Consider the following 26,726-nt stretch of genomic DNA (forward strand, 5'->3'; position numbering starts at 1 on the left):
CAAGGGGCTTTCATTGAAAGGCTTGGTGGCGATAAAGTTTTCTAAGGCATTCACCGAAAGGGGTTGGCACATGCCAAGTTTTCTAACAAGAATATAAACATAGAATACTTGCAGATTATAAACGCAAAATATAACATGTAAGAGGGGTGATTTTAAAAAGGTTTAGATAAATCGAAAAACGGTTATAAAGTATAAGCTAATTAATTACATAGTTCTACAAATAAAAATCGTACATAGGAAAGGAAGTATTATGAAAAAGAAACCTTATTTTAATCCAGTATTCTTTGTATCAGCAATTATCATTCTGATTCTGGTTATCATCGGAGCAGTTGCACCAGTGGCATTTGGTAATGTTGCTGAAACTTTACTGAGTTTTACTACGAGTAACTTTGGCTGGTTTTATCTATTGGCTGTGTTTGTTATTACGTTATTTCTTATAATCCTCTGCATCAGTAAGTATGGAAAGGTAAAACTTGGTCCACCTGATTCAAGTCCGGAATTCCCATTTTTCACTTGGATCGGAATGCTCTTCTCAGCGGGATTTGGAATATCCATCGTATTCTGGGGAGTAGCCGAACCGATGAGTCACTATTTTGAGACACCTTTTCCAGATCTGCAAGGGCAAACGGACGAAGCTGCACGGATAGCTATGGGTTACTCATTTTTTCATTGGGGAATAAGTCAGTGGTCTGTTTTTGCTATTGTTGGATTGGTTATAGCATATTTGCAGTTTAGAAAAAATCAAAAAGGTTTAATATCAATTGCGATTGAACCGGTAGTAGGGAAAAATAAAACTGTTGCCAATACAGTAGATGCACTTGCTGTTATTGCAACAGTGATGGGGGTAGCGACGTCACTCGGTCTTGGTATAATGCAAATGAACGGGGGTTTGACAGCGGTAGCTGGTGTGCCAAATTCCATGTGGATTCAAATTATAATAGCAGCAGTGATGCTTGTAGCATACTTAATATCATCCAGCACCGGTTTAAATAAAGGTATTAAATGGCTGAGTAATATTAATCTTGGTTTGGCGCTTGTGCTCTTAGTATTTGTTTTTTTCGCAGGCCCGACAGTATTTATATTAGAGACATTTGTCTTGGCTACTGGTGATTATATCAATAACTTTATACATTACAGCTTGCGATTGACACCATATGAAGGTGGTAGCTGGGTACAGGATTGGACAATATTCTACTGGGCATGGGCGATTGCCTGGTCCCCATTTGTAGGTGCATTTGTGGCACGTGTCTCAAGAGGAAGAACAATCCGTCAGTTTGTTTTCGGTGTACTCATAGTACCTCCCGCAATCGCTTGTTTATGGATTGCGACTTTCGGTGGAACAGCGTTGCACAGTGATTTGATAAATGGAACTCAAATAGCGGAAGCTGTTAATGAAGACGTTACAGTAGCATTATTTGAGACGTTTGGTGTGCTGCCTTTAACAAATATATTATCCGTTCTGTCCATTTTGCTGATTTTCACTTTCCTTGTGACATCAGCTGACTCTGCGACATATATTTTAGGTAGTATGACTTCTAAAGGGACACTTAACCCAGCATTGGTCACAAAAATGATTTGGGGCTTTCTGATTACAGCAATTGCAGTAGTGTTGTTGATTGCTGGTGGTCTGGAAGCACTGCAAACCGCTTCACTGACCTCTGCCTTACCATTCACATTAATTATGATATTGATGATGATATCGTTCATGAAATTTATCAAGAAAGACTTTAAAAATAAAAAATAATTTAGCAGCAGCTAATATACCAATTAGCTGCTGCTTTGTTGTAAATGACAGACACGCTATGTGTCCAGGATAAGTTTGTTTTCCTAAATATTTCATAAAATATAGACTCATATATTCAAATATATTATAATCATTTTAGGGAAGTGGGTGATTCGATGGGAAGGTAAAACTATATAGGGGATTCAGCAATGACTCACGATTTGTATATTTTACCTCATTTGTTGGATCACCGACGTGCGGATTATTAAAAATGAACAAAACTTAATTTTTAGAAAATCAGGAGGTGAAGTCCTTGTGTCTGTGGCACAGGGACCTTAATTGGATATAGATACCATAATTAGCTTACTTGCAGTTGCTGTGCTTCTTGCATTTACAGCATTTTTCGTAATGGCGGAATTTGCGATTGTGAAAGTGAGAAGTACTCAATTGGAACCACAGATTGAAAGTGGAAAAAAGTCGGCAAAATATGCTAAGCAGGTCGTTACACATTTGGATGAATACTTATCTGCATGTCAACTGGGGATTACGATTACAACCTTGGGGATTGGACGTTTAGCTGAGCCTGCTTTTGAGAGAATGCTGCATCCATTAATTGGATCGTTTACAATGAGCGGGGCAATGGTAACAACTCTTTCAATTGCCATTTCATTTGCGATTGCAACATTCCTGCATGTTGTAGTTGGGGAACTTGCACCAAAGACACTTGCAATTCAAAAAGCAGAAAAGGTCACACTTTTTGTGGCGAGACCTCTTATCTTATTTTACCGGCTTCTTTTCCCTTTCATATGGTTCTTAAACGTTTCGGCACGACTCTTAACTCGTTCTTTGGGATTAAAACCTATGAGCGGTCATGGGGAATCTCACAGTGAAGAAGAATTACGCTTAATTCTTGCAGATAGCTTTAAGAGTGGTGAAATCAACCAGTCAGAAATGATGTATGTTAACAACATTTTTGATTTTGATGAACGTGTGGCAAGGGAAATAATGGTTCCTCGTACAGAAATGGTTTATCTTTCAAAAGAGGACAGCTTTGAAGAAAATATCGAAATTATTCGTGATGGACAGTTTACAAGATATCCTGTAGCAGATGAAGATAAAGATAATATTATTGGTTTAGTGAATCTGAAAGAGGTTTTCACCGGTCAGTATGATGAGGATAAACCAAATACTATTGAAAAATTCATTCGTCCAATTATCCACGTTTCAGAAGCTACTCCAATTAAACAGCTCTTGGTAAAGATGCAAAAAGAGCGAATTCATATGGCAATCGTCAATGATGAATACGGGGGGACTGCCGGGCTTGTAACGGTAGAAGATATTTTAGAAGAAATTGTCGGTGATATTCGTGATGAATTTGACGAAGATGAAATTCCGGATATTGAGGAAATCGATGAGAAAACGATACTTGTTTCAGGTAAATTGAATTTGGACGAAGTAAATCAACGTCTGGGTATATTGCTTGAAGACGATGAGGTCGATACAATCGGTGGCTGGTTCTTTACTAAGAATCTTGACGCTGACGTAGGATCTTCCATGGAATTCGATGGACATGAATTCGTGCTCGATGAAAAAGATGGATACCAGATAAAGCGAATTAAAATTGCTAAAATTGTCTAGGGACATCAAAACCGGAGCTGGACTAACAAAAGCGGAGGTGACAGTTTAGAAACGCATGCATAAGCAAGGGACTGGAAAGCGCATGGTTTTTGCGCTTGGAATGTCCATTGCTTATGACAGGAGTTTCTAGGAACCGGAGCTGGACGCGGCTGTTTATGTTTAAAAGTTAGTTGCGGCCAAAATTTGGACTTTCTTATTTTTCATAAAAGGCATACCTGCAAGCCAGGTATGCCTTTTTATGGTTGCTCAAAGGAATATATTTCCGCATTGGATTAAATAATTTTGACATTAATAAAATAAGTTTAAACATTTAACTGAGACATACTTAGAATGCCAGCCACATTAATCGTCTTTCTAAACACGATAAAAATAATGCTGTTTTCGTAATATTTGTTGCTTAGTATGCTTCACATTTTGTGTAAAATGCGAAGTAACTTAGGTTTTTTCAGGAGATATGTGCATCTGCTGGCGTCCGGGATCGCTCTGGGCGGATGCTTTCCGCGGGCACGGCCTCAGCCCCGAAGAGAAAACCACTCTTCTGGTCTTCGGACACGTGCTTCTCCCGCAGGAGTCACCGCCCGCCGCTCACCCGGACTGGCGAAGCTGTATAATTAGATTTTGCTATTAAGAATGCAGTTTATTAGCAGCTAACTTAAACAGCTCTGGGAAATACACGGAGACTCCAACGGGAGGAAAGGCATAGGTGAGACACTGAAATGCGTTAGCATGAAGGGGCTCACCAGCCGCCCGTGGAAAGCGCAGTGTATTTCCCAGAGCGGTCGCCGAAGTATCTCGCTTCCATTATTCGTGCCAAAGTTCTAACACAAATAGAAGTTACGTCGCATTTTATATCAACTGCGCAAATAATAAGCAACAAAATGGCCTCCTGATTCTAACAGGCTTATCGATTTTTTCACTCCAAGAAAGTTGAGATTTATTAGAGTGAGACAAAGGAATAGATACTGAACGATAGATTTGGTTTCTCTTGTTCCTTGTAGTATAGGTTTATTTCCATATGGTTTCGGATAAATGACTAATATAATTTCTTTTAGGAGGTTATCAAAACTTTATGGCTATAAATGAAAAGTTAAAAGAGTTGGAAAATGTCAGAATGGAAGGCAGCAATAAAGTTTTTACCATGTACTTAAATACCGACCCGGCTGACCCTGACCAGCAAGGCGGAGAATGGAAAATCCATTTCAAAAATGGAATGCGTAACTTCGAAAGTTACCTAAAAGAGGCAAATGACAAAGAGGAATTGAAAAACTTTCAGCTTGTGAAAAATAAAGTTGAGAAATTCATTAAGGAAAATGAACAACAGCAATTAAAGGGAATTATCGTATTTGCCACTGCCGATGAGGTAGTCTGGTATGCAGATATTGTCCAAATGCGAGTCGAAAATGAATTTTACTGGCAGGAAACACCTGAATTGAATCAACTTAAACAAATTGAAGAAACATATCCTAAGACAGGTATTATCCTCGTGCAGCAAAATGAGATTAAAGTAATCGACTCTTATCTGAATCAGGTTGAGGAAACGCTTTCTTATGAACTTGATGTTGAAGAAGAGACATGGAGAATAATGCAGGGGCCACGGAAGGCTAACTCTGCAACCGGTCTAGGTTCTTCCAATATCCAAAAGGATAACTTTGAGGCCAGATATGAAGCCAATCAGCAGCGCTGGTACAAAAGTATTGCTCCAAAGCTGGATAAACAGGCGAAGGATAGAAAATGGGAAAAAATATTCGTTGTCGGTGAACCTTCCGCATCGAAAGAATTGTCAAATCAGATGAACAAACAAGTCGATGAAGTAATCCAGAAAAACATGCTGGATCATGAAGAGACGAAAGTAATGAAGGAAGTTTTTGGGTAAAACGGCTATAAAAAAGACAGTGTCTGCTTATAAGACACTGTCTTTGATGTTTTTTATTGCTCTTCAGTGAGATATTTTTCATTTACAAAGCCTGTAAAATGTGGAGTAGTGACTTTTAGCCATTCACTTCCATCGTCTTCAACATCAACTTCCTGATTAAGTGTCAGTATACCGGAAATTTCGTATTCGGTTCCCGGACCACTTCGGACATTAAGTGAGTCTACATTAACGATTCGTTTGGAATGAGTAATCCTGTTATCTTCTTCTGATTCCTCTGCTTGTTCGCGGTCTGTTTCATCAACGGATGCACTTCCTTCTTCTTCATGATCATCCTCAGATTCCGTTGTGTCCTGGTGTTCATTAGCTGAACCAGACTGACTGTTAACCTGAAACTCAGGATTCATGAAATTATGTTGCATGATCGCTACAAATGCTATAAAGCCTGCTGATAAAATAAGTAGTATTGTAAATAGTATTCCTTTTCGGTTCATTTTTCAGTTCTCCTATAAATTAAATGTCTAGAAGTAGTATACATGAACTTACAACAAAATGAAAAGAACTGGCTGTCAGTTCAGTTCTTTTCATTTTCTTAATAGTTTCCTAGTCCACTTGCAGGTGTTTGGATAATGACTGGATTTTTTGCGGGATCGAGCCATTTTAAAATCGAAAGGACATTCGGTTCAGATACCCCAACACAGCCTAACGTATGGCCACTCGCAATATGAAAGAAGATCGCACTTCCTTTGCCAGGAGTACGGGACATATTGTAGTTAATTACAAAACCGTTTGTATATAGGGGAATATCCATATTTTCTGCACTGGCCCACTTGTCACTCGTTTCAGATTTGGATTGCCAACTGTTGTACAGACTGGAGTTGGAATCGTCAACCCATACATCATCTGGTGTAATTGCCCGGTATGACAATTTAGTACCTGGATTGCCTGCACGGCCAAATGCATGGCCAATGGTATACTTTCCGGTTGGAGTCTTCCCATCCCCTTCAACCTTATTGTCGGCAAAACCATTTTTACCAATAAATCCGGAAACATCCAAAAGCTGCTGCCAGTTACCTTCCGTATTTCTCTCAAATGTCCGGACACGGGCAGAGCTGGTATTATAACCATCGGCAGTTACTAGAATCAATTGATTATTTCCATCAATCGATTTTAGCTTATCCACATCATTTGTTGGTATCGCACCTGTTTCAGCAGTTACTGTTTCTGTTTTTTCTTCTTGGTTGTTTTCAGGTGTTTCTTCAGATTTTTTATTTTCCTTTTCATATGTATCAGCTATAATTTCATCCGTCTGCTTTGATTCAATAGAGGAGGTAGATGCAGCTTCATATTGTACAGCTGTCTTTTCATCATCTAAGTATTTATCATTCACATATCCTGAAAGTTTCCCAGCTTTGATTTGGATCCAACCATCCACGGTAGAATCGGCCGCCTGGACCTCTTCATTGATTTTTACAATACCTGCTACATCATAATCCACTCCAGGTCCGTTACGGACATTTAAAGACGAAACAGTAACATACTTCGTGGAAAAGCTAAGATATTCTGATTTTTCCTCTACAGTGGATTCAGCTTTACTTTCGGTTACCGTTTTACCTTTATTTTCCGGATTTCCATCTTTTACTTCTTCCGGTTTCTTCTTTAAGGAAGGATTCCATTCTTTTTGCTTATTGTTTATTTCTTGTTCATTTTGCCCGGTTTCTTCTGCAAATTCATTATGCCTATGCTCTGAGTCTTTTTGTGCATCTGTTGGGGTGTTTTGAAAGTTTCCTTGCAAAATTACAACAGATAAAATAAATGCAGTAAAAATAATTGCAAGGCCACCCAGTAATATACCTTTTTTCCTATTCATTTAGTTTCCTCCTCCATCCTACCCAGTTATTATACATGAAATATTCAAAATGCAGGGAGGGGAAAGCATTACAATAAGCTTAAGGTAATAAAAACAGCTAAAATCGAAACGGTGAAAGAACTTAACACATATATACCAGCATGGATGTATTGCTGATGCAGCAATAGTTGCAGCACCTCATTTCCAAAAGTTGAAAAGGTTGTATATGCCCCGCAAAAACCGACACCAAGAAGGAGCCAAGTTCGATCGGAAATCAATCCTTGCATATAGAAATGAAGGGAAAATGCCAAAAGCATGGATCCCGAGATATTGGCGATCCATGTAGCAATTAACCGTTTATTTAATTTTACTGAAATGGAGTACCTGGCGATGCTTCCTAGGAAACCGCCAATGGCTACTAAAAGTAAGTTCATTTGGCAACCTGCTTTCGGGTTCTCTGTGCTAGTTGAAATCCAAGGTAACAAAATACTAAACCGCCAACTAAAGTGATGATGATATAACCGAACGAAGCGATTGTACTCGTTTCCCATAATTGAACAGATTCCACAGCGAGGGCTGAAAAGGTAGTGAAGGAGCCAATCAATCCTGTCGTGAGTGCAATGAACGTATTTGCTTTGAGTCTTTGCTTTATAAACGTATTGTTTAATAGGTAGGCAAGCATGAAACATCCAATTAAATTCACAATTAAGGTTGAAAGGGGGAATCCATTTGTGTCGAGCAACAAGGATACCCCGTATCGCGCTCCTGAACCGAGCATTCCTCCAAAACCAATAGCAAGAAATGGTTTCATTGGATTATGCTCCTTTACAGATCGGACACAGCCCATAGATCTCAAACTTATGTCCTTCAATAGAATAATTTGCGAGAGACTGTTGCACTTCATCCATCGGACAGACTTCTATCTCTTTCGTTTTTCCGCACACATTACATATAAAATGATGGTGGTGATGATGTGTGCAATTCATGCGAAAATGTTTTTCACCATTTAAATCGGTCGATTCAAGAATTCCGACTTCATCATATAAATGGAGATTTCGATAGATTGTGTCGAAACTGATTCCGTCATAGGTTGACTCCAAATAGTTGATCAGGTCTTTAGCTGTCCGGTAACCATCAGCATCTTCAAAATATGCAAGAATGTCTTTTCGTTTCCCGGTAGTTTTATATCCTTTATTTTTCAATATATCAATCGCTTCATTAATGTTCATGCTGAATTCCTCGCTTTCCTCGGTTTGGAATTTAGTCTTTTTATTCCGATGGACAAGAGCAATATGAAAATGGATACCATAACGATTGTACCACCTGGAGGCATACTTAAATAATACCCCGATACAAGTCCTATAATAACAGATAGCTCTCCAAACAATATCGATAGAAGCATCATTTGCTTAAATCCTTTGGCCAGTCTCATGCTTGCTGCTACAGGTAATGTCATAAGGGCAGAAACAAGCAGCACACCGACAATACGAATGGAAGAAGCAATGACTAGTGCAGTCAGGACGATAAAAAGTAAATGAATACGTTTTGCATGCAACCCCGTAATGGTTGCATGCTCTTCATCAAATGAAAGTGTAAAGAGCTCTTTGTAGAAAAGTGTAACAACGAGAACAATAAAGATCGTAATGCCTAGTATCATAAAAAAGTCATTTTGGCTAACGGCAGAAACAGAACCGAACAGATAATTAAATAAGTCTGTATTAAAGCCATCAGCAATGGATATAAAGATAACACTTAACCCGACACCTGTTGATAAAATAATTGGAATGGCAAGCTCCTGGTAAGCTTTATAAACGGAACGAAGTCTCTCGATCAGTACGGAACCAAGGACAGAAAAAAACATTCCACTGTATAGTGGAGCTATCATCAGTCCGAATTTTTTCTCTGCCATCAAACCAAAGGCGATTCCCGCCAATGTCACATGGGAGAGCGCATCAGCGATTAAGGAAAGGCGTCTAACGACAATAAATGTACCGAGCAGAGGTGCAATTACTCCAATCAGCAATCCAGTTAAAAATGTATATCGTAAAAAATCATATTGAAAAAAATCTGCGAGCATATGTTGTTCCTCCAACTTTAATGATTATGGGTGACAATATTTACAGGATGCCCATAAAACTGTGATAAGTCTTTCTCGGTAAGGGAAGTATACTCTTCGGGATTACCGTGGAAATGTAATGTTTTATTCAGACAAACAATATCTGTTGCATACTCGGTCATTGTACCAGTGTCATGTGTCACAAGCAGCAGGGTTTTATGATGAACCTCGTGCAAGTGATTCAACAATTCGTAAAATCGTTTTACATTCTCATAATCCACACCGACAGTTGGCTCGTCAAGTATAATTAGTTCCGGGTCACTCACCAATGCACGAGCGATAAAAATACGTTGTTGTTGTCCGCCAGAAAGATTGCCGATATTTTCATGAGCATATTCCAGCATTCCGACTTGGTTAATTGCTTCTAGGATTTTTGCCTTGTCCGTTCTTTTTAAGAATTTTAAATAGCCAATTTTTGAGGTAAGTCCTGAAGAAACAACCTCAAATACGGTTGCAGGAAAGCCTTTATTAAATGTATTGGCTTTTTGTGATACAAATCCGATTTTGTTCTGATCCTTCAGCTTTTTAATCGGTTCATTAAAAATATGGATAGAGCCCTGATCTGGTTTCAGCAAGCCAAGAATAAGTTTTATTAACGTTGTTTTCCCTCCACCGTTTGGACCAACTAATCCCATAAATGAGCCGTGGGGAACTTCAAAGTTAATGTTTTCCAGAACACTTTTATTTTCATAGCTGTAGTTTATATTTTTCATTGATACTACGGGTTCTGTCATGGTAACACCTCTTTCATTAAGTTTTCTTCGAAGGTTTTGTGGCTTTTCTTTCTTTGCAGCGATGCTGGAAGGCAGCAGAAAACAGCTTCGCTAATAACGTAAAAAAACAAAGGAAGCACCTTAAATAAGGTGCTGATTGCCGTTTATTTTGTAGCTTTATCCAAAATATCAAGATTGTAATTCATTAAGGAAAGGTAATCTTCATTATTATCGACATCTTCATTAGTTAACACTGACAGATTGTGAATCATTAGTGATTCTGCTCCAATTTCATTTTGGATAATTTCGGAAACACGACTGGAAGTGTTTTGTTCAAAAATGATGTGTTCCAAGCCGTATTCTCTGGATATGTCAATGATATTCGTCAATTCCTTTTGGGATGGCTCGCTGCTGGTAGACAAACCACTTATGGCTATTTGTTCAATACCGTACCTTTCTTCCCAATAACCGAAAGCTGCATGGGAGACAAGGACATGTTTGTCAACTTTTGCTTCCAGTACTTCTTTATATTTTTCATCCAATTCGTAAAGGTCTGCTTCCAATGCAGCAAAATTATCATTATATAATGCTTCATCTTCAGGATTTAATGTTATAAGTTCATTTTTAATTATTTCAGCCATCTCAATCATACGAAGCGGATCAATCCAGATATGGGGATCATGATCGCCATGATTATGACCGTCATGTGAATCTGTTTCTTCACTTTCTTCATGTTCCTCTTCAGCATCGGAATCATGGTCATTATGGTCGTGAGCTTCTTCAGCATCGGACTCATGGTTATTATAGTCGTGAGCTTCTTCAGCATCGGACTCATGGTCATTATGGTCGTGAGCTTCTTCAGTGTCGCTGTCATGATCATTATGAGCGTGTTCCTCTTCAACATCCGTTTCCGAATCAGAATGGAAGAGTTCATCGTGGGCCCCGATTTCTATTAAGCTAACATCTTGTGAAGCTAGTGCATCAGCGGCGCTTTCTGCAAAACCTTCCATACCTGCTCCCATATATATAAAAGCAGTACTGTCTGCAAGGGAAGTCATGTCTTTCGTGGTCGGCTCATACGAGTGTGCATCTACTCCTGGTGGATAAACTGTCTCAACCGACACAGTATCTCCGCCAATTCTTTCGACAGCATACTGGATAGGATAAATGGTCGTGTAGATCTCCAGCTGTTCTTCCTGTTTTGATGTTACTTCATCGGTTGAAGAACATCCTGCTATCATTATACTGAAGGCTATTATCAAAATCATAGTTTTTAAGTTTTTCATTCATAATCGACCCCGTTCAATTTAATTTTATTTTACTTTTCATATCATACCGTAATGATTTCGGTTTGTAAATAGTAATGATTACGATTAATAAAAATTTAACCAACATATATAGGCCGGCGAGACTTCAGATTCTAAAATAAGTACATTAAAGGAAGTTTCGGAAGGGAGAAACAGCCTGGAAGTGTCCGATTCTGGCCAGGGGTATATATGTTATTACCTAATGGATTGCCAGCAATCAGGTAGTAAAGGAAAACGCCCGCTGATTTATCTGCCGACTGCAGAAAAGGGAAGCGGATAGAGATACAAAAAATCCTTAAAAAGACTAATTAAATTTATTGCGAAATATCAGAAAATAGATTATAGTTACAATAGATGGATAGAAAGGGATACTGTCTTTTTATTTTATTCAAAAAATGAATGAGCATTCATTCAAATTTCATTGGAGGCTAAATGATGAAGCATTCAATAAAAAGTGCAGCGGTTCTTGGTTCCGGAGTTATGGGTTCCGGAATAGCTGCCCACTTAGCGAATTTGGGAATACCAGTTATTATGCTTGATATCGTTCCCCATGAACTGACGAGAGAAGAGGAGCAAAGTGGATTGACATTGGATTATCCGGCTGTTCGCAATCGAATTGCATCAAGTAGCAAAAAATCCTTACTGAAACAAAAGCCATCTCCGATTACCACGAAGAAAAACCTTGATTTAATTTCGGTCGGCAATATGGAAGATGACATGGATAAATTAGCGGAGGTTGACTGGATTATTGAAGTTGTTGTGGAAAATCTTGAAGTGAAGAAGAAGGTTTTTGCAAATATAGATCGTTATCGAAAGGAAGGAACAATCGTTAGCTCAAACACTTCAGGGATATCTGTGGAAGCGATGATTGAAGACTGCTCGGAAGATCTGAAGAAGCATTTCCTTGGGACGCATTTTTTTAACCCGCCTCGATATTTGAAGCTGCTCGAAGTAATTCCGACAAAGCATACGGATTCTGAAGTGCTTACCTTTATGAAGCAATTTGGTGAAGATGTACTTGGAAAGGGTGTTGTACAGGCAAAAGATACACCTAATTTCATCGCAAATCGAATCGGTACATACGGATTGCTTGTAACGGTAAGGGAAATGCAACAAGGCGGTTACAGTATCGGTGAAGTAGATTCGGTTACAGGTCCACTCATTGGCAGGCCAAAGAGTGCTACATTCCGTACGCTTGATGTTGTCGGGCTTGATACGTTCATTCATGTGGCAAAAAATGTATATGACCAAGTTGAAGGTGACGAAAAGGAAGTATTTGATGTTCCCAGCTTTATGAAAAAAATGCTTGATAATGGCTGGTTAGGTGCAAAAAGCGGGAAAGGGTTTTTTGTTAAAAAAGATCGAACCATAAACGAATTAAATCCAGTGACACTTGAATATGAAGAAAGAAAGAAGCTTAAGACCCCGGCTACAGAATTGGCAAAACAAGAAAAAGGATCGCACCGAAAATTGAAAACGCTTGTATCAGCGAAAGGCGATAAAGCTGGAGATCTGGTATGGTCCGTACTTAAGCCAGTACTGATTTATTCCGCAGAACTGCTCGGTGAAATAGCAGATGATGTCGTATCCATCGACAAGGCAATGAAATGGGGATTCGGTTGGGAAATTGGTCCTTTTGAAACATGGGATGTAATCGGACTTAAAGAGTCTGTTGAAAGAATGCAGCAAGAAGGAGCTGTTGTCCCTGAATGGGTAATATCCATGCTTGAGAACGGACATGAATCTTTCTACATAACAGATGCAGGAACTGTTCACTACTATGACAAAGGTGCCTATAAAGAACAAGAATTCAATAAAAAAGAGATTCATATAAAGCGTTTAAAAGAAGTAAATGGTGTCATCAAAAAGAATTCAGGTGCTAGTCTCATTGATATAGGTGACGGTGTCGCTTTGCTGGAATTCCACTCAAGAAGCAATGCAATCGGACTTGACATCATTCAAATGGTCAAGTTTGCCATTGAAGAAGTTGAAAAAAATTATGAAGGGCTTGTCATTGGAAATCAAGGCAAGAATTTCTGTGTCGGTGCCAACCTTGCGATGATGCTCATGGAAGCGCAGGATGATAATTTCTTTGAACTGGATATGGTGGTGCGGCAATTCCAGAATATGGCCATGCAAATCAAATATTCCGAAAAACCGGTAGTTGCCGCCCCGTTTCAGATGACACTTGGCGGGGGGGCGGAAGTCTCTCTGCCGGCAGCCGCGATTCAGGCATCACCGGAAACCTATATAGGATTGGTTGAATTTGGCGTAGGTTTGATTCCCGGTGGTGGAGGTACAAAGGAGCTTTACTTGAAAGAGCTGCGCAATCTTCCGGAGGGCGTGGACTTTGACCTGACAAAAATAGCAAATAATGTTTTCGAGAAAGTAGCGACAGCGAAGGTATCGACTTCGGCAGCGGAAGCTGTGGAAAGTGGGTTCCTTGATAAAAATGACAACATCAGTGCAAACCCGGAACATCTTTTATATGATGCAAAACAGCGTGTATTGGCGCTCGCCAAAGCAGGTTATAAAAAGCCGCAACGTGAGAAAATTCCAGTGGTCGGTGATGCTGGATATGCAGCAATGGTTATGGGCGCAAAATCCTTGCAATTCGGTGGATATGCATCTGATCATGATGTAAAGATTGCGGAAAAATTGGCCTACGTCTTATCTGGCGGAAGAATTAAGGAAGGGACATTCATTGATGAGCAGGTCATGCTTGATCTCGAGCGTGAAGCATTTTTAAGTCTCATAGCTGAACCACTTACACAGGCAAGAATGCAGCATATGCTTGTAAAAGGAAAGCCATTACGTAATTAGCAAAGGGGGAGAAAATGTGAAGGAAGCAGTTATTGTTGCAGGTGCTAGAACACCAGTTGGAAAAGCATTTAAGGGTTCACTGGCAAATACAAGGCCAGATGATTTAGCGGCACTGACAATTAAGGAAACACTTAAACGGGCAGGAGGCTATGATGGGAATATTGATGATTGTATTATCGGCTGTGCCACACCGGAAGCAGAACAGGGAATGAACATGGCCCGTAATGTCGTGGGATTGGCCGGATTGAAAAGTGATGTACCCGGAATTACAATTAACCGTTACTGTTCTTCAGGTCTGCAAAGTATCGCTTATGCAGCAGAAAGGATCATGGTAGGTGCAAGTGATTCCATCATTGCAGGAGGTGCTGAATCCATGAGTCTGCTGCCAATGGGCGGCCATGTACTGAAACCAAATCCTAAACTTGTTCAGGACGCACCGGGCTACTATATGGGAATGGGACATACGGCGGAAGAGGTCGCAAACCGATTCGGAATTTCCCGTGCTGACCAGGATGCATTTGCGGTACAAAGTCATCAACGGGCTGCAAATGCTATTGAAAACGGGAAATTCAAGGGTGAAATTGTACCGGTGGAAGTTACTGAACGCTATGTTGGCAAAGACAACAAGATTGAAGAGAAGAGTTTCCTTTTTGAGATGGATGAAGGTGTGCGTGCGGGGACGACCGCTGAAGTACTTGCAAACCTTAGGCCTGCCTTCCATGTTAAGGGTTCTGTGACAGCAGGGAACGCATCCCAAATGAGTGATGGAGCGGCATCCGTCCTGTTGATGGACAGAGACAAGGCTGAGTCGGAAGGTTTAAAACCGTTATTGAAATTCCGCTCGTTTGCTGTAGCAGGTGTTGAACCGGAGATTATGGGAGTTGGTCCAGTAGAAGCCATCCCTAAAGCATTGAAGATTGCCGGCCTAGAGCTTTCAGATATCGGACTGTTTGAACTGAATGAAGCATTTGCTGTCCAATCGCTCCGTGTCATCCAGGCACTTGAACTGGACGTGAATAAAGTAAATGTCAATGGGGGTGCAATCGCACTCGGTCACCCTCTTGGATGTACAGGTACAAAATTGACGTTGACGCTGATGCATGAAATGAAGCGAAGAAATGAGCAGTTCGGTGTTGTTACGATGTGTATCGGTGGCGGTATGGGGGCAGCAGGTGTTTTTGAGCTTCTGTAGGGAGTACCCTGTCAAAATGCTTTAGTTTACAGGAAAAAGCTTTAGTTCCATTTTAATACAGACCTAACGCAGATTTAAATAAAATTCCTCTAAGGAAAGGAAGATTTTCATGGGCGAAACAAAAGAAAGATTATTTAAAGGTGGCGCATTTCTAATTGAAGATTTATCTGGAGATGACATCATAACACCGGAGGACTTTACAGAAGAACATAAAATGATTGCCAAAACAACGGAGGATTTTGTAATAGGTGAAGTTTTACCCAAATTAGATAACCTTGAAAATCAGGAATTTGAGCATTCTGTACAACTTTTGAAAAAGGCAGGAGAATTGGGACTGTTGGGGGCCGATGTACCTGAAGAATATGGTGGTTTGGCACTGGATAAAATCAGTTCATCACTGATTACAGAGAAATTCGCCCGTGCCGGAGGATTTTCAGTTACCCATGGTGGTCACGTGGGGATCGGTTCCCTGCCAATCGTATTTTTCGGAAATGATCAGCAAAAGGAAAAGTATTTGCCAAAACTTGCGACAGGTGAATTGCTGGCCGCCTATGCACTGACAGAACCAAGCTCCGGATCCGACGCTTTAGGTGCAAAAACAACAGCAAAATTAAATGATGCAGGTACACATTATATTTTAAATGGTGAAAAACAATGGATTACCAACTCGGCATTTGCCGATGTATTCATTGTTTATGCAAAAATTGATGGAGAACATTTCTCGGCGTTTATCGTTGACCGGGAATTTCCCGGTGTTTCAACGGGTGCTGAAGAAAAGAAAATGGGGCTCAAAAGCTCTTCCACACGGACATTGATTTTGGAGGATGCGGAAGTGCCTGCAGAAAACCTGCTGGGTGAAAAAGGGCGAGGCCATATCATTGCATTCAATATCTTAAATGTCGGTCGTTACAAGCTTGCAGTTGGCGGTGTAGGGGGTTCAAAACGGGCGCTTGAGCTGGCGGTCAAATATGTGAACGAACGTAAACAGTTCAACACGCCGATTTCAAGTTTTTCATTAACACAGGAAAAGCTTGCTGCAATGGCTGCTGGAATCTATGCAAATGAGAGTGCAGTATACCGAACAGTAGGTCTTTTTGAACAGCGCATGGGTGCATTGACTGATGAGCAGTTAAAGGATGGGCGTGAAGTGGCTCGTGCCATTGCAGAATACGCAATAGAATGTTCCATGAATAAATATATGGCAACCGAGCTGCTTGACTTTACTGCTGATGAAGCGGTACAGATGCACGGTGGATATGGATATATGCAGGAATATGAAGTAGAACGCATCTACCGTGATTCCCGTATTAACCGTATTTTTGAAGGAACGAATGAAATCAATCGTCTGCTCGTTCCGGGGACGCTTTTGAAAAAGGCATTAAAGGGTGAGTTGCCATTGCTGCAAAAGGCACAAGGGCTGCAAGAGGAATTAATGATGATGATGCCGGAAGAAGTAGGCACCGAAGCATTGGAACAGGAAAAATATTTGCTGAGAAACGCTAAAAAGATGGTCCTGCTTGGTGCAGGACTTGCAGCACAGAAATACGGAAAGAAACTGGAAAGAGAGCAGGAAATCCTTGTGAATCTTGCTGATATGACAGCGGAAATCTATAATATGGAGTCGGCAATTCTTCGTACAGAGAAAGCGATCGGGAAAACAGGTGAAGAAAGCAATAAACAGAAACTTCTATATACACAAGTGTATGTACAAGAAGCATTCAACCGTATCGAAGCAGATGCAAAAGAAACGTTAATAACGGTAGAAGAAGGAGACACACTGCGTACGATGCTGGCTTCATTACGTAAACTGACACGTCATACACCAACAAATGTAGTTGCCAAAAAACGCGAAATCGCTGCAGGGCTGATCGAGGAAGAAGAGTATATCGTGTAAAAAGTATACTTCTGGCCAAGAACGATACAAACAAAAACCTTCACCCACGGAATAATTCCAATAGACCAACCCATCAAAACAGGGAAGGCACAGTGCTTAAGAAAATAGCCTCTTACTGACTGGCGCAGATAGGAGGTTATTTTTTTGGCGTAGTAAAGTAGAAACCTGCCGACCTATTTAATGAAAAATAATATGCATCCATGATAGAATAAATACAAATAAGTGTAATGGAGGTTTGCGCATGACATTGAAATTTTACTGGTACCCCAATTGTGTTACGTGCAAGAATGCGAAGAAGTGGCTGGATAATAATCATGCAGATTATTCAAGTGTACATATTGTGGAGGAAACTCCTTCCAAAGAAGAAATAATGAATTTGATGGAAAAAAGTGATCTTCCTGCAAAGAAATTTTTCAATACAAGCGGTAAAAAGTACCGCGAGCTTAATGTGAAGGAAAAAATCAAGGATGCAAGCCAGGAAGAGATGGCAGAGATCCTGGCTTCAGATGGTATGCTTATTAAGCGGCCAATCGTTACAGATGGTGAAAAGGTTACGGTTGGTTTTAAAGAGGAAGTTTTTCAGGAAAATTGGAAATAAAGAAACAAGGGCTGGAAAAAAAGAATATTAAATTGTATAGTTATAATGGAATGAATTATTGGAGGGATAACAATGAGCTTACCACAGGATTTAGTATATTCGAAAGAACACGAATGGGTTAAAAAAGAAGATGGAAAAGTACGAATCGGCATTACTGATTTTGCACAGGATGAACTTGGCGACATCGTTTTTGTGGAGCTGCCTGAAGTTGGAGAAGAAATGACGGCGGATGAGCCTTTTGGAAGTGTGGAATCCGTTAAGACTGTTTCGGAATTATACGCCCCAATCAGCGGGAAAGTCGTTGAAGTAAATGAAGAATTGGAAGACAATCCGGAATTTGTAAATGAATCACCATACGAAAAAGCGTGGATGGTTGTCATTGAGCCTTCTAATGAGTCAGAGTTTGATGAATTGTTATCGCCTGAAGCATATAAGGAATTAACTGAAGAATAGCTAAAACAGGGCTGACTAACGCAACGATTTGTGTATAGTCAGCCTTCGTTTTATCATATAATGTATGTAAATAAGCATCTTTCTTGCTTGCATAAGGAGTGCTATGTGATGATAACTACTGACCCGGAAAAAGTAATTATTGTCGAAGGGCTGACAGATAAGCGACAAATTGAGAAGATTATCGACGACAATGTTACGATTGTTTGCACGAATGGTACATTCGGTGTTGAAAAATTTGATGAATTACTGGAAACATACGAATTGGATGAGAAGGATGTTTTTATTCTGGTAGATGAGGACAAATCCGGAATGAAGTTAAGGAAACAACTTGCCCGTGAGCTCCCCCATGCTGAACATATCTATGTCAGCAGTGAATTTCGTGAAGTCGCGGCAACACCGGAAAAAATCCTTGCGACCGCACTACTCAGCAAACATTTTTCTGTCCATCCCATATTTTTATTCTAGAAAAGGTTTAGGGTGGTTAAAGGTGCAGCAGATAACAGAAGAAACACTCAGACAGGAACGATTGCTATTATATATTTATACGCCGTTTTGCGGTACATGCAGCGTTGCAAGGGCAATGCTCGAAAAAATTGAAGCGGTGCATCGTGAAGACATTTTTTATGAAATGAATGCGTCGCTGCACCCGGATTTTATGTTGGAAAACAAAATAGAAAGTGTGCCATGCCTGTTAATCAAGGAAGACAATCAGATAAAGGAAAAGATCTATGCTTTCCAATCTACAGGGAACATTTACAGTTATTTAATGAAGTATAAGCCTGAGTTGTTTGCGAAAAGCTAAGGTAGCAGGAAGGTATTAAAAATAATTGACATGATCATATGGGCATGCTACTATTGTGTCACTGATTCAAAAACCTAATAAATTTCTATCTCTTATCTTGAGCGGTGGAGGGACTGGCCCTTTGAAACCGCGGCAACCTTCAAACATTATGTTTGAAAGGTGCCAATTCCTGCAAAGTGAACCTTTGACAGATGAGGGAACGTGAGACTTTTTATGATACACTACGTCTTTCTGTTCTCAAACAGATAGGCGTTTTTGTTTTTAGCAGCAATAAGGAGGATATACAGTGATTTCAATTAAGGGTTTAAGTAAAATCTTTACGATAAATAAGAAGAATATAACAGCTGTTGACGATTTGACCCTTAATATCAAGGAAGGCGAAATCTTTGGGGTGATTGGTTACAGTGGTGCTGGTAAAAGCACGTTCGTTCGTCTGCTGAACCGGCTGGAAGAGCCTACTTCCGGAATAGTAACGATTGACAACCAGGAAATTACGACCTTAAACACAAAAGAGCTTCGTCTTGCCCGCCAGGAAATAGGAATGATCTTTCAACATTTTAACCTGCTTTGGTCAAGGACGGTTGAAGATAATATCGCATTTCCGCTTGAAATTGCAGGAGTACCCAAAACGGATCGTTCTAAACGGGTTCAGGAATTGATTGACTTGGTCGGGCTTAGCGGTCGTGAAAAGGCATATCCGTCACAATTGAGTGGGGGTCAGAAACAGCGCGTTGGTATTGCCCGTGCGCTGGCAAACAATCCAAAAGTATTGTTGTGTGATGAAGCAACATCAGCCCTTGACCCTGAAACAACAAATTCCATATTGGATCTGTTGATGGATATTAACGATAAGCTCGGGTTGACAATTATTTTGATTACCCATGAAATGCATGTTATCCGTAAAATCTGTAATCAGGTGGCTGTCATGGAAGAGGGGAAAATAGTGGAACAAGGGCAGGTGCTCGATGTTTTCACCCACCCGAAGAAATCTGTGACAAAGAAATTTGTGGAACAGGTTATGGGTTCAAGCGAAGCAGACAGTGAGATTGCAAATTTAATTAACACTTATGAGGAAGGAAAAATTTTGCGTTTGCATTTTCTTGGTGAAACAACAAACCAGGCTCTTATCAGTCAGTTGGCAAAGAGATTCGATATCGAGCTTAATATACTGCAAGGTAAAATAACACAAACACAGGCTGGCGGATATGGAACATTATTTATCCAGACTAAGGGAGAAAATGAGGAAATCGATCAGGCTGTTCGTTTTATCCAGGAAGAAACCTCGGTAGAAGTGGAGGTGGTCCGGGATGCTGACTGAAATATTTTTAAATATTAAGCTGGAGGATTTTCTGGAAGCTACCTATGAAACATTTTATATGACAATACTGGCCTTGATCGGGACATGTATACTTGGGCTTATTTTAGGGCTTCTGCTCTATCTGACAACGAAGGAAGGCATATGGGAAAACAAATATATCAATCTGATTGTAGCCGCACTCGTCAATATATTCCGCGCCATCCCGTTTATCATATTGATATTACTGTTGTTCCCTTTCACTGAATTTCTGATTGGAACCATCCGGGGGCCGAATGCAGCATTGCCTGCACTGATTATCGGTTCTGCACCTTTTTACGGCAGACTCGTTGAAATTGCTTTGAAGGAAGTAGACAAAGGGGTTGTTGAAGCGGCAAAATCTATGGGGGCAAAAACAAGCACGATCATTTTCAGAGTCCTCATTCCGGAATCAATGCCAGCGCTTGTTTCAGGACTGACAGTAACTGCAATTGCTTTGATAGGCTATACAGCAATGGCTGGTGTGATTGGTGCCGGTGGTCTTGGAAACTACGCATATTATTTCGGATTCCAGCGCCGTGATTTTGATGTCGTGTTCATTTGTACAGTAATCATTGTAATTATCGTATTTATTTTCCAATTTATTGGGGATTTTATTACTAACAAAATGGATAAAAGGTAACGTAACTTCATATGAAAATAGGCAAATGCTTATTTCAAATATATATAACCAAAGAAGGAGAATAAAAAGCATGAAAAAGATTCTAATATTTTTATCATTGGCATTTGTATTACTGTTAGCTGCGTGTGGAGGAAATAATACGGAAACATCTGATGACAATGGTGCATCCGAGGGAACAGAAGAAACAACTGAAATTATTGTGGGAGCTTCAAGTGTTCCCCATGCTGAGATACTGGAAGAAGCAAAACCATTGCTTGAAGAAGAAGGAATTACATTAACGATTGAGGAGTATCAGGATTACGTGTTTCCAAATGATGATTTGGCAAGTGGTGACCTGGATGCAAATTATTTTCAGCATCTCCCTTATTTGAACCAAACTGTTGCAGATACTGGTTATGAAATTGAATCAATTGGCGGTATACATGTTGAACCAATGGGTGTATATTCTCAAAACATCACAAGTATTGACGAAATTCCAGATGGTACAGAAGTAATTCTGAGTAACTCTGTGTCTGACCACGGAAGAATACTATCCTTGTTTGAAGCTGAAGGACTGCTCACTCTTGAAGAAGGTGTCGAGAAGTCAGAGGCAACAGTGGAGGACATTGCAGAAAATCCTAAAAACCTAAATTTCTCACCTGATTACGATCCAGCCTTCCTGCCTGAATATTACAATTCTGAAGAAGATGCACTTGTAGTAATCAACACGAACTACGCAATTGAGGCAGGTTTAAACCCGCTTGAGGATGCACTGTTCATTGAAGGTGAAGAATCTGATTATGTAAATATTATAGCTGTAAAATCCGAAGATAAAGATAATGAAGCACTTAATACTTTAGTGGAAGTTCTTCAGTCTGATGAAATCCAAAGCTTTATTATTGAAAACTACGATGGGGCGGTTGTGCCTGTTGGTGGTGAAAACTAATTAAAAAGTTTGTTCAAAAGTCCGAATTTTTCATGGGTGTGGCTTTTTTGTTGAAATTTCCCTGCGTGCATGACCGTTTGCTCTCGCTAAAACAGTCAAGGAACTTCTGCTGAAATAGTCCATGAACAGTGGTTAAGGTAGAAGTCACCATACCCTGAGGAGCCAGCTGCTGAGAGCTATCCGACTTTTTGAACTCGTACTTAAAACTTAATACTCGAGGATATCAGAGAATAGGTGAGTTATGTGCCAATATTTTGAATATGGTTTGTATCCTGAGGCTGTGGGCCTCCCATTTATCGATTTTTCCTTCTATAGAGGTTTATATCCGCTTTGTGAAGGGAATTGTCCTTGTGTTAACATTAATTTAGTCAAAAATCGAAAGGATGGTTCCCTATTAATAGCGGAATGGACTTGAAGTATACTTCGGAAATGGAAAAAGGAATGACGCAATCCCGACATATCAATTACGAAGAATACGGCAGAAAACTCGAAAAGCGTCTTGAGGTCGAGAAGCAGCGAGAAGAGGAATATAGAGCAGCAAAAGTGCTTTCTTCCGAAATAGATAGTCAGCTACCGAAATAAATAAATAAATAAATAACAAAAATACTGGCACTCAAAAGAGCATCAGTGTTTTTTTGTTCTAAGATAAGAGCATAACATTTTTGCGGCCATTAGTCCTTATACATAAACAGCCACGTCCAGTTCCGGTTCTCAACAGTCACCGTCGCTTTTGATCGTCTAGCTCCGGTTCCTAGAAACTCCTGTCATAAGCAATGGACATTCCAAGCGCGACAACCATGCGCTTTCCAGTCCCTTGCTTATGCATGCGTTTCTCAACAGTCACCTCCGCTTTTGTGCTATATAAAATATTTTTGGGACAGAATAGGGAAAAGTACTTTGTGAGCTTTGTTCATTTTCAATCTGAGGACAGGATAAACGTATAGAAAACGCACTGTTACAGCGAACCAAAAAGAGTTGATTATTAATTTGATATGCTTTAAGATTGTAATGAGAATAAATTGAGAATGGATGTAAGTTCATTTGATAATCTAGAAAATACAGTATTTGGAGGTATGTTTTATGTCAGGATCAGTTTTAGAAATTAAAAATCTTCATGTATCCATTGAAGACAAAGAGATATTAAAAGGTGTAAACCTTACGATAAAGGGTGGAGAATTCCACGCAATCATGGGACCGAATGGAACAGGTAAATCCACACTTGCTTCAGCAATTATGGGTCATCCCAAATACGAAGTAACAGAAGGCAGCATTTCACTTGATGGTGAAGATGTACTTGAAATGGAAGTTGATGAACGTGCACGTGCAGGTCTTTTTCTTGCAATGCAATATCCAAGTGAAATCAGTGGTGTGACTACTTCCGATTTCCTGCGTTCAGCAATTAATGCCCGTCGAGAAGAAGGCGAAGAAGTGTCTCTCATGAAGTTTATCAAACAATTGGATAAAGATCTTGATTTTCTTGAAATTGATCAAAACATGGCTACACGTTACTTAAATGAAGGATTCTCAGGTGGAGAGAAAAAACGTAATGAAATCCTTCAATTGATGCAATTGAAACCAGCTATTGCAATACTGGATGAAATTGACTCCGGTTTGGATATCGATGCCCTTAAAGTCGTTTCCAATGGGATCAACAAAATGCGCAATGATGAATTCGGATGTCTGATTATTACACACTACCAACGCTTACTTAACTATATTACACCAGATTTCGTCCACGTTATGATGCAAGGACGCGTCGTAAAATCAGGCGGCCCTGAGCTTGCAAAACGTCTGGAAGAAGAAGGTTACGAATGGATTAAAGAAGAACTAGGCATTGAAGACGAAACAGTTGAACAAAACGCGTAACGTTAGGAGGGGTAATATGACTGTTGAAACAAAGCTTCCATTTGACAAAGATTATATAAACCAGTATTCCCAAGACCGTAATGAACCACAATGGATGAAATCTTTACGTCTGAACGCATTGGAACTGGCAGATACACTTGAAATGCCTAAGCCGGATAAAACGAAAATCGGGAATTGGAATTTCAACAATTTCAATCATGCTTATACAGAAGGAGATGCTATTTCTTCCATTAAAGATTTGCCTGCAGAGCTGCAATCATATTTTGATGAAGAAAACCCAACAGAAAACCTGTTGATTCAGCGTAATCATTCTGTAGCATACAATACATTAAATGAAGATCTTAAAAATAAAGGTGTTATTTTTACTGATATTTTTACAGCAATGAATGACCACAATGATCTGGTTGAAAAATATTATATGAAAGATGCGGTATCCGTTGATCAGAATCGTTTAACTGCACTGCATGCAGCTTTAATGAATGGCGGGATATTTGTTTACATTCCCAAAAATGTTCAAGTCGAAACGCCATTACAGGCTATTTTCTGGCAGGAGAACCCTGAAACAGCATTATTCAACCATGTTCTTGTCGTAGCTGAAGAAGGCAGCTCCCTGACTTATGTGGAAAACTATATTTCCCATAATGATGAACAGCAAACGGTAGCAAATATTGTAACTGAAGTATTTGCACATGATAATGCACAGGTTGCCTATGGAGCAGTAGATAACTTTGCTGCAGGAACAACCACTTACGTAAATCGTCGCGGTGTCGGTCAACGCGATGCCAAAATCAACTGGGCATTAGGACAGATGAATGATGGAAATACCGTTTCCGAAAACATTACCTACCTGCTTGGTGACAATGCTACTTCAGAGGCCAAAGCTGTTTCTGTTGGCCGCGGTAAGCAAACACAAAACTTTACTGCAAGCATTCGTCAGTATGGAAAACAAACGGATGCCTACATTTTGCAACGCGGTGTTATGAAAGGCAGTGCCACAACGATTTTCAATGCGATTGGGAAGATTGAACATGGTGGGACAAAATCGAATTCAGAACAGGAATCACGTGTACTGATGTTAAGTGATAAAGCACGGGGTGACGCCAACCCGATTCTGCTGATTGATGAAGACGATGTTACTGCAGGTCACGCTGCATCTGTAGGACGTGTTGATCCGCTTCAAATGTACTATCTGATGAGCCGCGGCTTGAAACAGGAAGAAGCTGAACGTCTAGTAATTCATGGTTTCCTTGACCCTGTCGTTTCACAAATTCCGATTGAGTCAGTTAGAAAACAATTGACGCAAGTAATTGAAAGGAAAGTTAATTAATGGAAGTAAAAGCCATTAAAGAACAGTTTCCAATTTTAAATCAGGAAGTCAATGGACATCCATTAGTATATCTTGACTCATCAGCCACATCCCAAAAGCCGGCGTCAGTGATCGAAGCAGTCAATACGTATTATCGTGAGGATAATTCGAATGTTCACCGTGGTGTTCATACGCTGGGCACCAGGGCTACGGATAAATATGAAGGTGCCCGTGAGAAGGTCCGCAAATTCATCAACGCAGAGCGTACAGCAGAAGTTATTTTTACACGTGGTACAACTACCGCAATCAATACAATTGCAACAAGCTATGGACGCAACAAATTGAAAGCTGGAGATGAAATTGTAATAACTCCTATGGAACATCACAGCAATATCATTCCATGGCAGCAGGCTGCAAAAGCCACTGGTGCAACTTTAAAATATATTCCATTGCAAAGTGATGGTACCGTTACTTTGGATGATGTCCGAGAAACGGTCACGAAAAATACGAAAATTGTAGCGATCACACATGTCTCCAATGTACTTGGTACCATTAATCCTATAAAGGAAATTGCCAAAATTGCACATCAGCATGGTGCAGTCATTGTTGTCGATGGTGCGCAAGGTGCCCCGCATATCCAGGTTGATGTTGCCGAACTTGACTGTGATTTCTATGCTTTCTCGGGACATAAAATGTGTGGCCCGACCGGTATTGGGGTATTGTATGGTAAAAGGGAACTATTGGAAAATATGGAACCAGTCGAATTTGGTGGAGAGATGATTGATTTTGTAAACCTTTATGATTCGACCTGGAAAGAACTGCCATGGAAATTTGAAGGTGGCACACCAATTATTGCAGGCGCCATCGGACTTGGTGCAGCAATTGATTTTATTCTGGAAGTTGGTCAGGACAACATTTTGGAACATGAACAGAAGTTGGCTGATTATGCTATGGAACAACTACGTACAATAGACGGTATAACAATCTACGGTCCAGAAAAACGTGCTGGACTGGTTACATTCAATCTCGATGATGTTCATCCCCACGATACTGCGACTGTACTTGATTCAGAAGGTATTGCAGTACGGGCAGGGCATCACTGTGCACAGCCTTTAATGAAATGGCTTGATGTAACGGCCACTGCACGCGCGAGTTTCTATCTTTACAATACGAATGAAGATATTGACCGACTCGTTGCTGGACTGTTAAAAACAAAGGAGTATTTTGGGAATGTCTTTAAATAACCTCGATACACTCTACAGACAAGTAATTATGGATCATTATAAAAATCCCAGAAACCGCGGAAATATCGATGGTGATTCGGTCACCATCGATATGAATAACCCAACATGCGGTGATCGAATTCAGCTGCAAATGCAGGTTGAGAATGGTATTGTGAAAGATGCCAAATTTGAAGGGGAAGGCTGTTCAATCAGCATGTCATCAGCGTCTATGATGACACAGGCAATCAAAGGGAAAAAGGTCGAGGACGCTGAAAAAATGTCCCGTGCATTTTCTGAAATGATGCTTGGAAATGAAATTGATACAGAAGAATTTGATCTGGAAGATATTGAAGCATTGCAAGGTGTTTCAAAATTTCCTGCAAGAATCAAATGTGCAACTTTGGCGTGGAAGGCAATGGAAAAAGGTGTACGAGAGGAATAAAGGTATCATT

General features: G+C 40.1%; 26 protein-coding genes and 1 riboswitch. Of the genes, 18 read left to right on the top strand and 8 right to left on the bottom strand.

The features are described from left to right. The first annotated feature begins 250 nt into the window (after positions 1-250). The 3 genes from A4245_RS08015 (at position 251) to A4245_RS08025 (ending at position 5,234) form a co-directional block, all read left to right on the top strand. Positions 251-1,744 carry a BCCT family transporter gene (locus A4245_RS08015; protein WP_067727196.1) on the top strand — a complete coding sequence of 498 codons (1,494 nt, stop codon included), beginning with the start codon at positions 251-253 and terminating at the stop codon, positions 1,742-1,744. Positions 1,745-2,062: 318 nt separating this feature from the next. Further along, positions 2,063-3,361, top strand: a complete 1,299-nt coding sequence (locus A4245_RS08020) for a hemolysin family protein (protein ID WP_067727197.1) — start codon at positions 2,063-2,065, stop codon at positions 3,359-3,361. Between the two features lie 1,069 nt (positions 3,362-4,430). Then, a complete protein-coding gene (locus tag A4245_RS08025; protein ID WP_067727198.1) occupies positions 4,431-5,234 on the top strand; it encodes a VLRF1 family aeRF1-type release factor in 804 nt (267 codons plus the stop codon). Positions 5,235-5,287: 53 nt separating this feature from the next. On the opposite strand, the gene A4245_RS08030 is transcribed toward A4245_RS08025, so the two are convergent. The 8 genes from A4245_RS08030 to A4245_RS08065 all read right to left on the bottom strand — a co-directional run bounded on the left by A4245_RS08030 (position 5,288) and on the right by A4245_RS08065 (position 11,195). After that, positions 5,288-5,725 (bottom strand): SH3 domain-containing protein, encoded by a 438-nt coding sequence (locus tag A4245_RS08030; RefSeq protein WP_067727199.1) that lies wholly within the window; start codon positions 5,723-5,725, stop codon positions 5,288-5,290. Positions 5,726-5,823: 98 nt separating this feature from the next. Further along, the gene (locus A4245_RS08035) at positions 5,824-7,101 is read right to left on the bottom strand and encodes a L,D-transpeptidase family protein (protein ID WP_067727200.1); all 1,278 of its coding nucleotides are present in this window, start codon (positions 7,099-7,101) and stop codon (positions 5,824-5,826) included. Positions 7,102-7,169: 68 nt separating this feature from the next. Beyond that, on the bottom strand, positions 7,170-7,514 hold the full coding sequence (locus A4245_RS08040) for a fluoride efflux transporter FluC (RefSeq protein ID WP_067727201.1): 345 nt from the start codon (positions 7,512-7,514) through the stop codon (positions 7,170-7,172). Then, positions 7,511-7,891, bottom strand: coding sequence for a fluoride efflux transporter FluC (locus A4245_RS08045; protein WP_067727202.1), 381 nt, complete (start codon positions 7,889-7,891; stop codon positions 7,511-7,513). The genes A4245_RS08040 and A4245_RS08045 overlap by 4 nt, the downstream gene beginning before the upstream one ends. Before the next feature lie 4 nt (positions 7,892-7,895). Then, positions 7,896-8,309 (bottom strand): Fur family transcriptional regulator, encoded by a 414-nt coding sequence (locus A4245_RS08050; protein WP_067727203.1) that lies wholly within the window; start codon positions 8,307-8,309, stop codon positions 7,896-7,898. Continuing rightward, positions 8,306-9,157 (bottom strand): metal ABC transporter permease, encoded by an 852-nt coding sequence (locus tag A4245_RS08055; RefSeq protein WP_067727204.1) that lies wholly within the window; start codon positions 9,155-9,157, stop codon positions 8,306-8,308. The genes A4245_RS08050 and A4245_RS08055 overlap by 4 nt, the downstream gene beginning before the upstream one ends. 17 nt (positions 9,158-9,174) lie before the next feature. Beyond that, positions 9,175-9,930 carry a metal ABC transporter ATP-binding protein gene (locus tag A4245_RS08060; protein WP_067727205.1) on the bottom strand — a complete coding sequence of 252 codons (756 nt, stop codon included), beginning with the start codon at positions 9,928-9,930 and terminating at the stop codon, positions 9,175-9,177. A 143-nt stretch (positions 9,931-10,073) separates the two neighbouring features. Continuing rightward, a complete protein-coding gene (locus tag A4245_RS08065) occupies positions 10,074-11,195 on the bottom strand; it encodes a metal ABC transporter solute-binding protein, Zn/Mn family (protein WP_067727206.1) in 1,122 nt (373 codons plus the stop codon). 456 nt (positions 11,196-11,651) lie between these two features. Here A4245_RS08065 and A4245_RS08070 point away from each other — a divergent pair, with 456 nt between their 5' ends. The 15 genes from A4245_RS08070 to sufU all read left to right on the top strand — a co-directional run bounded on the left by A4245_RS08070 (position 11,652) and on the right by sufU (position 26,716). Continuing rightward, positions 11,652-14,039 (top strand): 3-hydroxyacyl-CoA dehydrogenase/enoyl-CoA hydratase family protein, encoded by a 2,388-nt coding sequence (locus tag A4245_RS08070; protein ID WP_067727207.1) that lies wholly within the window; start codon positions 11,652-11,654, stop codon positions 14,037-14,039. 16 nt (positions 14,040-14,055) lie between these two features. Next, entirely contained in the window at positions 14,056-15,231 is a 1,176-nt protein-coding gene (locus tag A4245_RS08075; RefSeq protein WP_067727208.1) for an acetyl-CoA C-acetyltransferase, read from the top strand. Between the two features lie 109 nt (positions 15,232-15,340). Continuing rightward, on the top strand, positions 15,341-17,125 hold the full coding sequence (locus A4245_RS08080; RefSeq protein ID WP_067727209.1) for an acyl-CoA dehydrogenase family protein: 1,785 nt from the start codon (positions 15,341-15,343) through the stop codon (positions 17,123-17,125). A 241-nt stretch (positions 17,126-17,366) separates the two neighbouring features. Continuing rightward, the gene (locus tag A4245_RS08085; protein WP_067727210.1) at positions 17,367-17,723 is read left to right on the top strand and encodes an arsenate reductase family protein; all 357 of its coding nucleotides are present in this window, start codon (positions 17,367-17,369) and stop codon (positions 17,721-17,723) included. A 72-nt stretch (positions 17,724-17,795) separates the two neighbouring features. Continuing rightward, entirely contained in the window at positions 17,796-18,176 is a 381-nt protein-coding gene (gene gcvH / locus A4245_RS08090; RefSeq protein WP_067727211.1) for a glycine cleavage system protein GcvH, read from the top strand. 108 nt (positions 18,177-18,284) lie between these two features. Continuing rightward, the gene (locus A4245_RS08095; protein ID WP_067727212.1) at positions 18,285-18,641 is read left to right on the top strand and encodes a toprim domain-containing protein; all 357 of its coding nucleotides are present in this window, start codon (positions 18,285-18,287) and stop codon (positions 18,639-18,641) included. Positions 18,642-18,663: 22 nt separating this feature from the next. Beyond that, positions 18,664-18,978, top strand: a complete 315-nt coding sequence (locus A4245_RS08100) for a thioredoxin family protein (RefSeq protein WP_067727213.1) — start codon at positions 18,664-18,666, stop codon at positions 18,976-18,978. A gap of 89 nt (positions 18,979-19,067) precedes the next feature. Further along, a riboswitch (SAM riboswitch) is annotated at positions 19,068-19,176 on the top strand. An 88-nt stretch (positions 19,177-19,264) separates the two neighbouring features. Further along, the gene (locus A4245_RS08105) at positions 19,265-20,296 is read left to right on the top strand and encodes a methionine ABC transporter ATP-binding protein (RefSeq protein ID WP_067727214.1); all 1,032 of its coding nucleotides are present in this window, start codon (positions 19,265-19,267) and stop codon (positions 20,294-20,296) included. After that, positions 20,286-20,954: a methionine ABC transporter permease gene (locus A4245_RS08110; RefSeq protein WP_067727215.1), complete on the top strand. Its 669-nt coding sequence runs from the start codon at positions 20,286-20,288 to the stop codon at positions 20,952-20,954. Before A4245_RS08105 ends, A4245_RS08110 begins: the two co-directional genes overlap by 11 nt. A 70-nt stretch (positions 20,955-21,024) precedes the next feature. Continuing rightward, on the top strand, positions 21,025-21,879 hold the full coding sequence (locus A4245_RS08115; protein WP_067727216.1) for a MetQ/NlpA family ABC transporter substrate-binding protein: 855 nt from the start codon (positions 21,025-21,027) through the stop codon (positions 21,877-21,879). Positions 21,880-22,290: 411 nt separating this feature from the next. Beyond that, complete coding sequence (locus A4245_RS20360; protein ID WP_199860665.1) at positions 22,291-22,461, top strand: YuzK family famiily protein; 171 nt, start codon at positions 22,291-22,293, stop codon at positions 22,459-22,461. A gap of 498 nt (positions 22,462-22,959) precedes the next feature. After that, positions 22,960-23,745, top strand: coding sequence for a Fe-S cluster assembly ATPase SufC (gene sufC, locus A4245_RS08120; RefSeq protein WP_067727217.1), 786 nt, complete (start codon positions 22,960-22,962; stop codon positions 23,743-23,745). Positions 23,746-23,761: 16 nt separating this feature from the next. Beyond that, complete coding sequence (sufD, locus tag A4245_RS08125) at positions 23,762-25,072, top strand: Fe-S cluster assembly protein SufD (RefSeq protein WP_067727218.1); 1,311 nt, start codon at positions 23,762-23,764, stop codon at positions 25,070-25,072. Then, positions 25,072-26,295, top strand: coding sequence for a cysteine desulfurase (locus A4245_RS08130; RefSeq protein ID WP_067727219.1), 1,224 nt, complete (start codon positions 25,072-25,074; stop codon positions 26,293-26,295). The genes sufD and A4245_RS08130 overlap by 1 nt, the downstream gene beginning before the upstream one ends. Beyond that, on the top strand, positions 26,282-26,716 hold the full coding sequence (gene sufU, locus A4245_RS08135) for a Fe-S cluster assembly sulfur transfer protein SufU (protein WP_067727220.1): 435 nt from the start codon (positions 26,282-26,284) through the stop codon (positions 26,714-26,716). The genes A4245_RS08130 and sufU overlap by 14 nt, the downstream gene beginning before the upstream one ends. The last annotated feature ends 10 nt before the right edge of the window (positions 26,717-26,726 follow it).

Source organism: Oceanobacillus damuensis (assembly GCF_001618145.1).
GTDB lineage: Bacteria > Bacillota > Bacilli > Bacillales > Amphibacillaceae > Oceanobacillus > Oceanobacillus damuensis.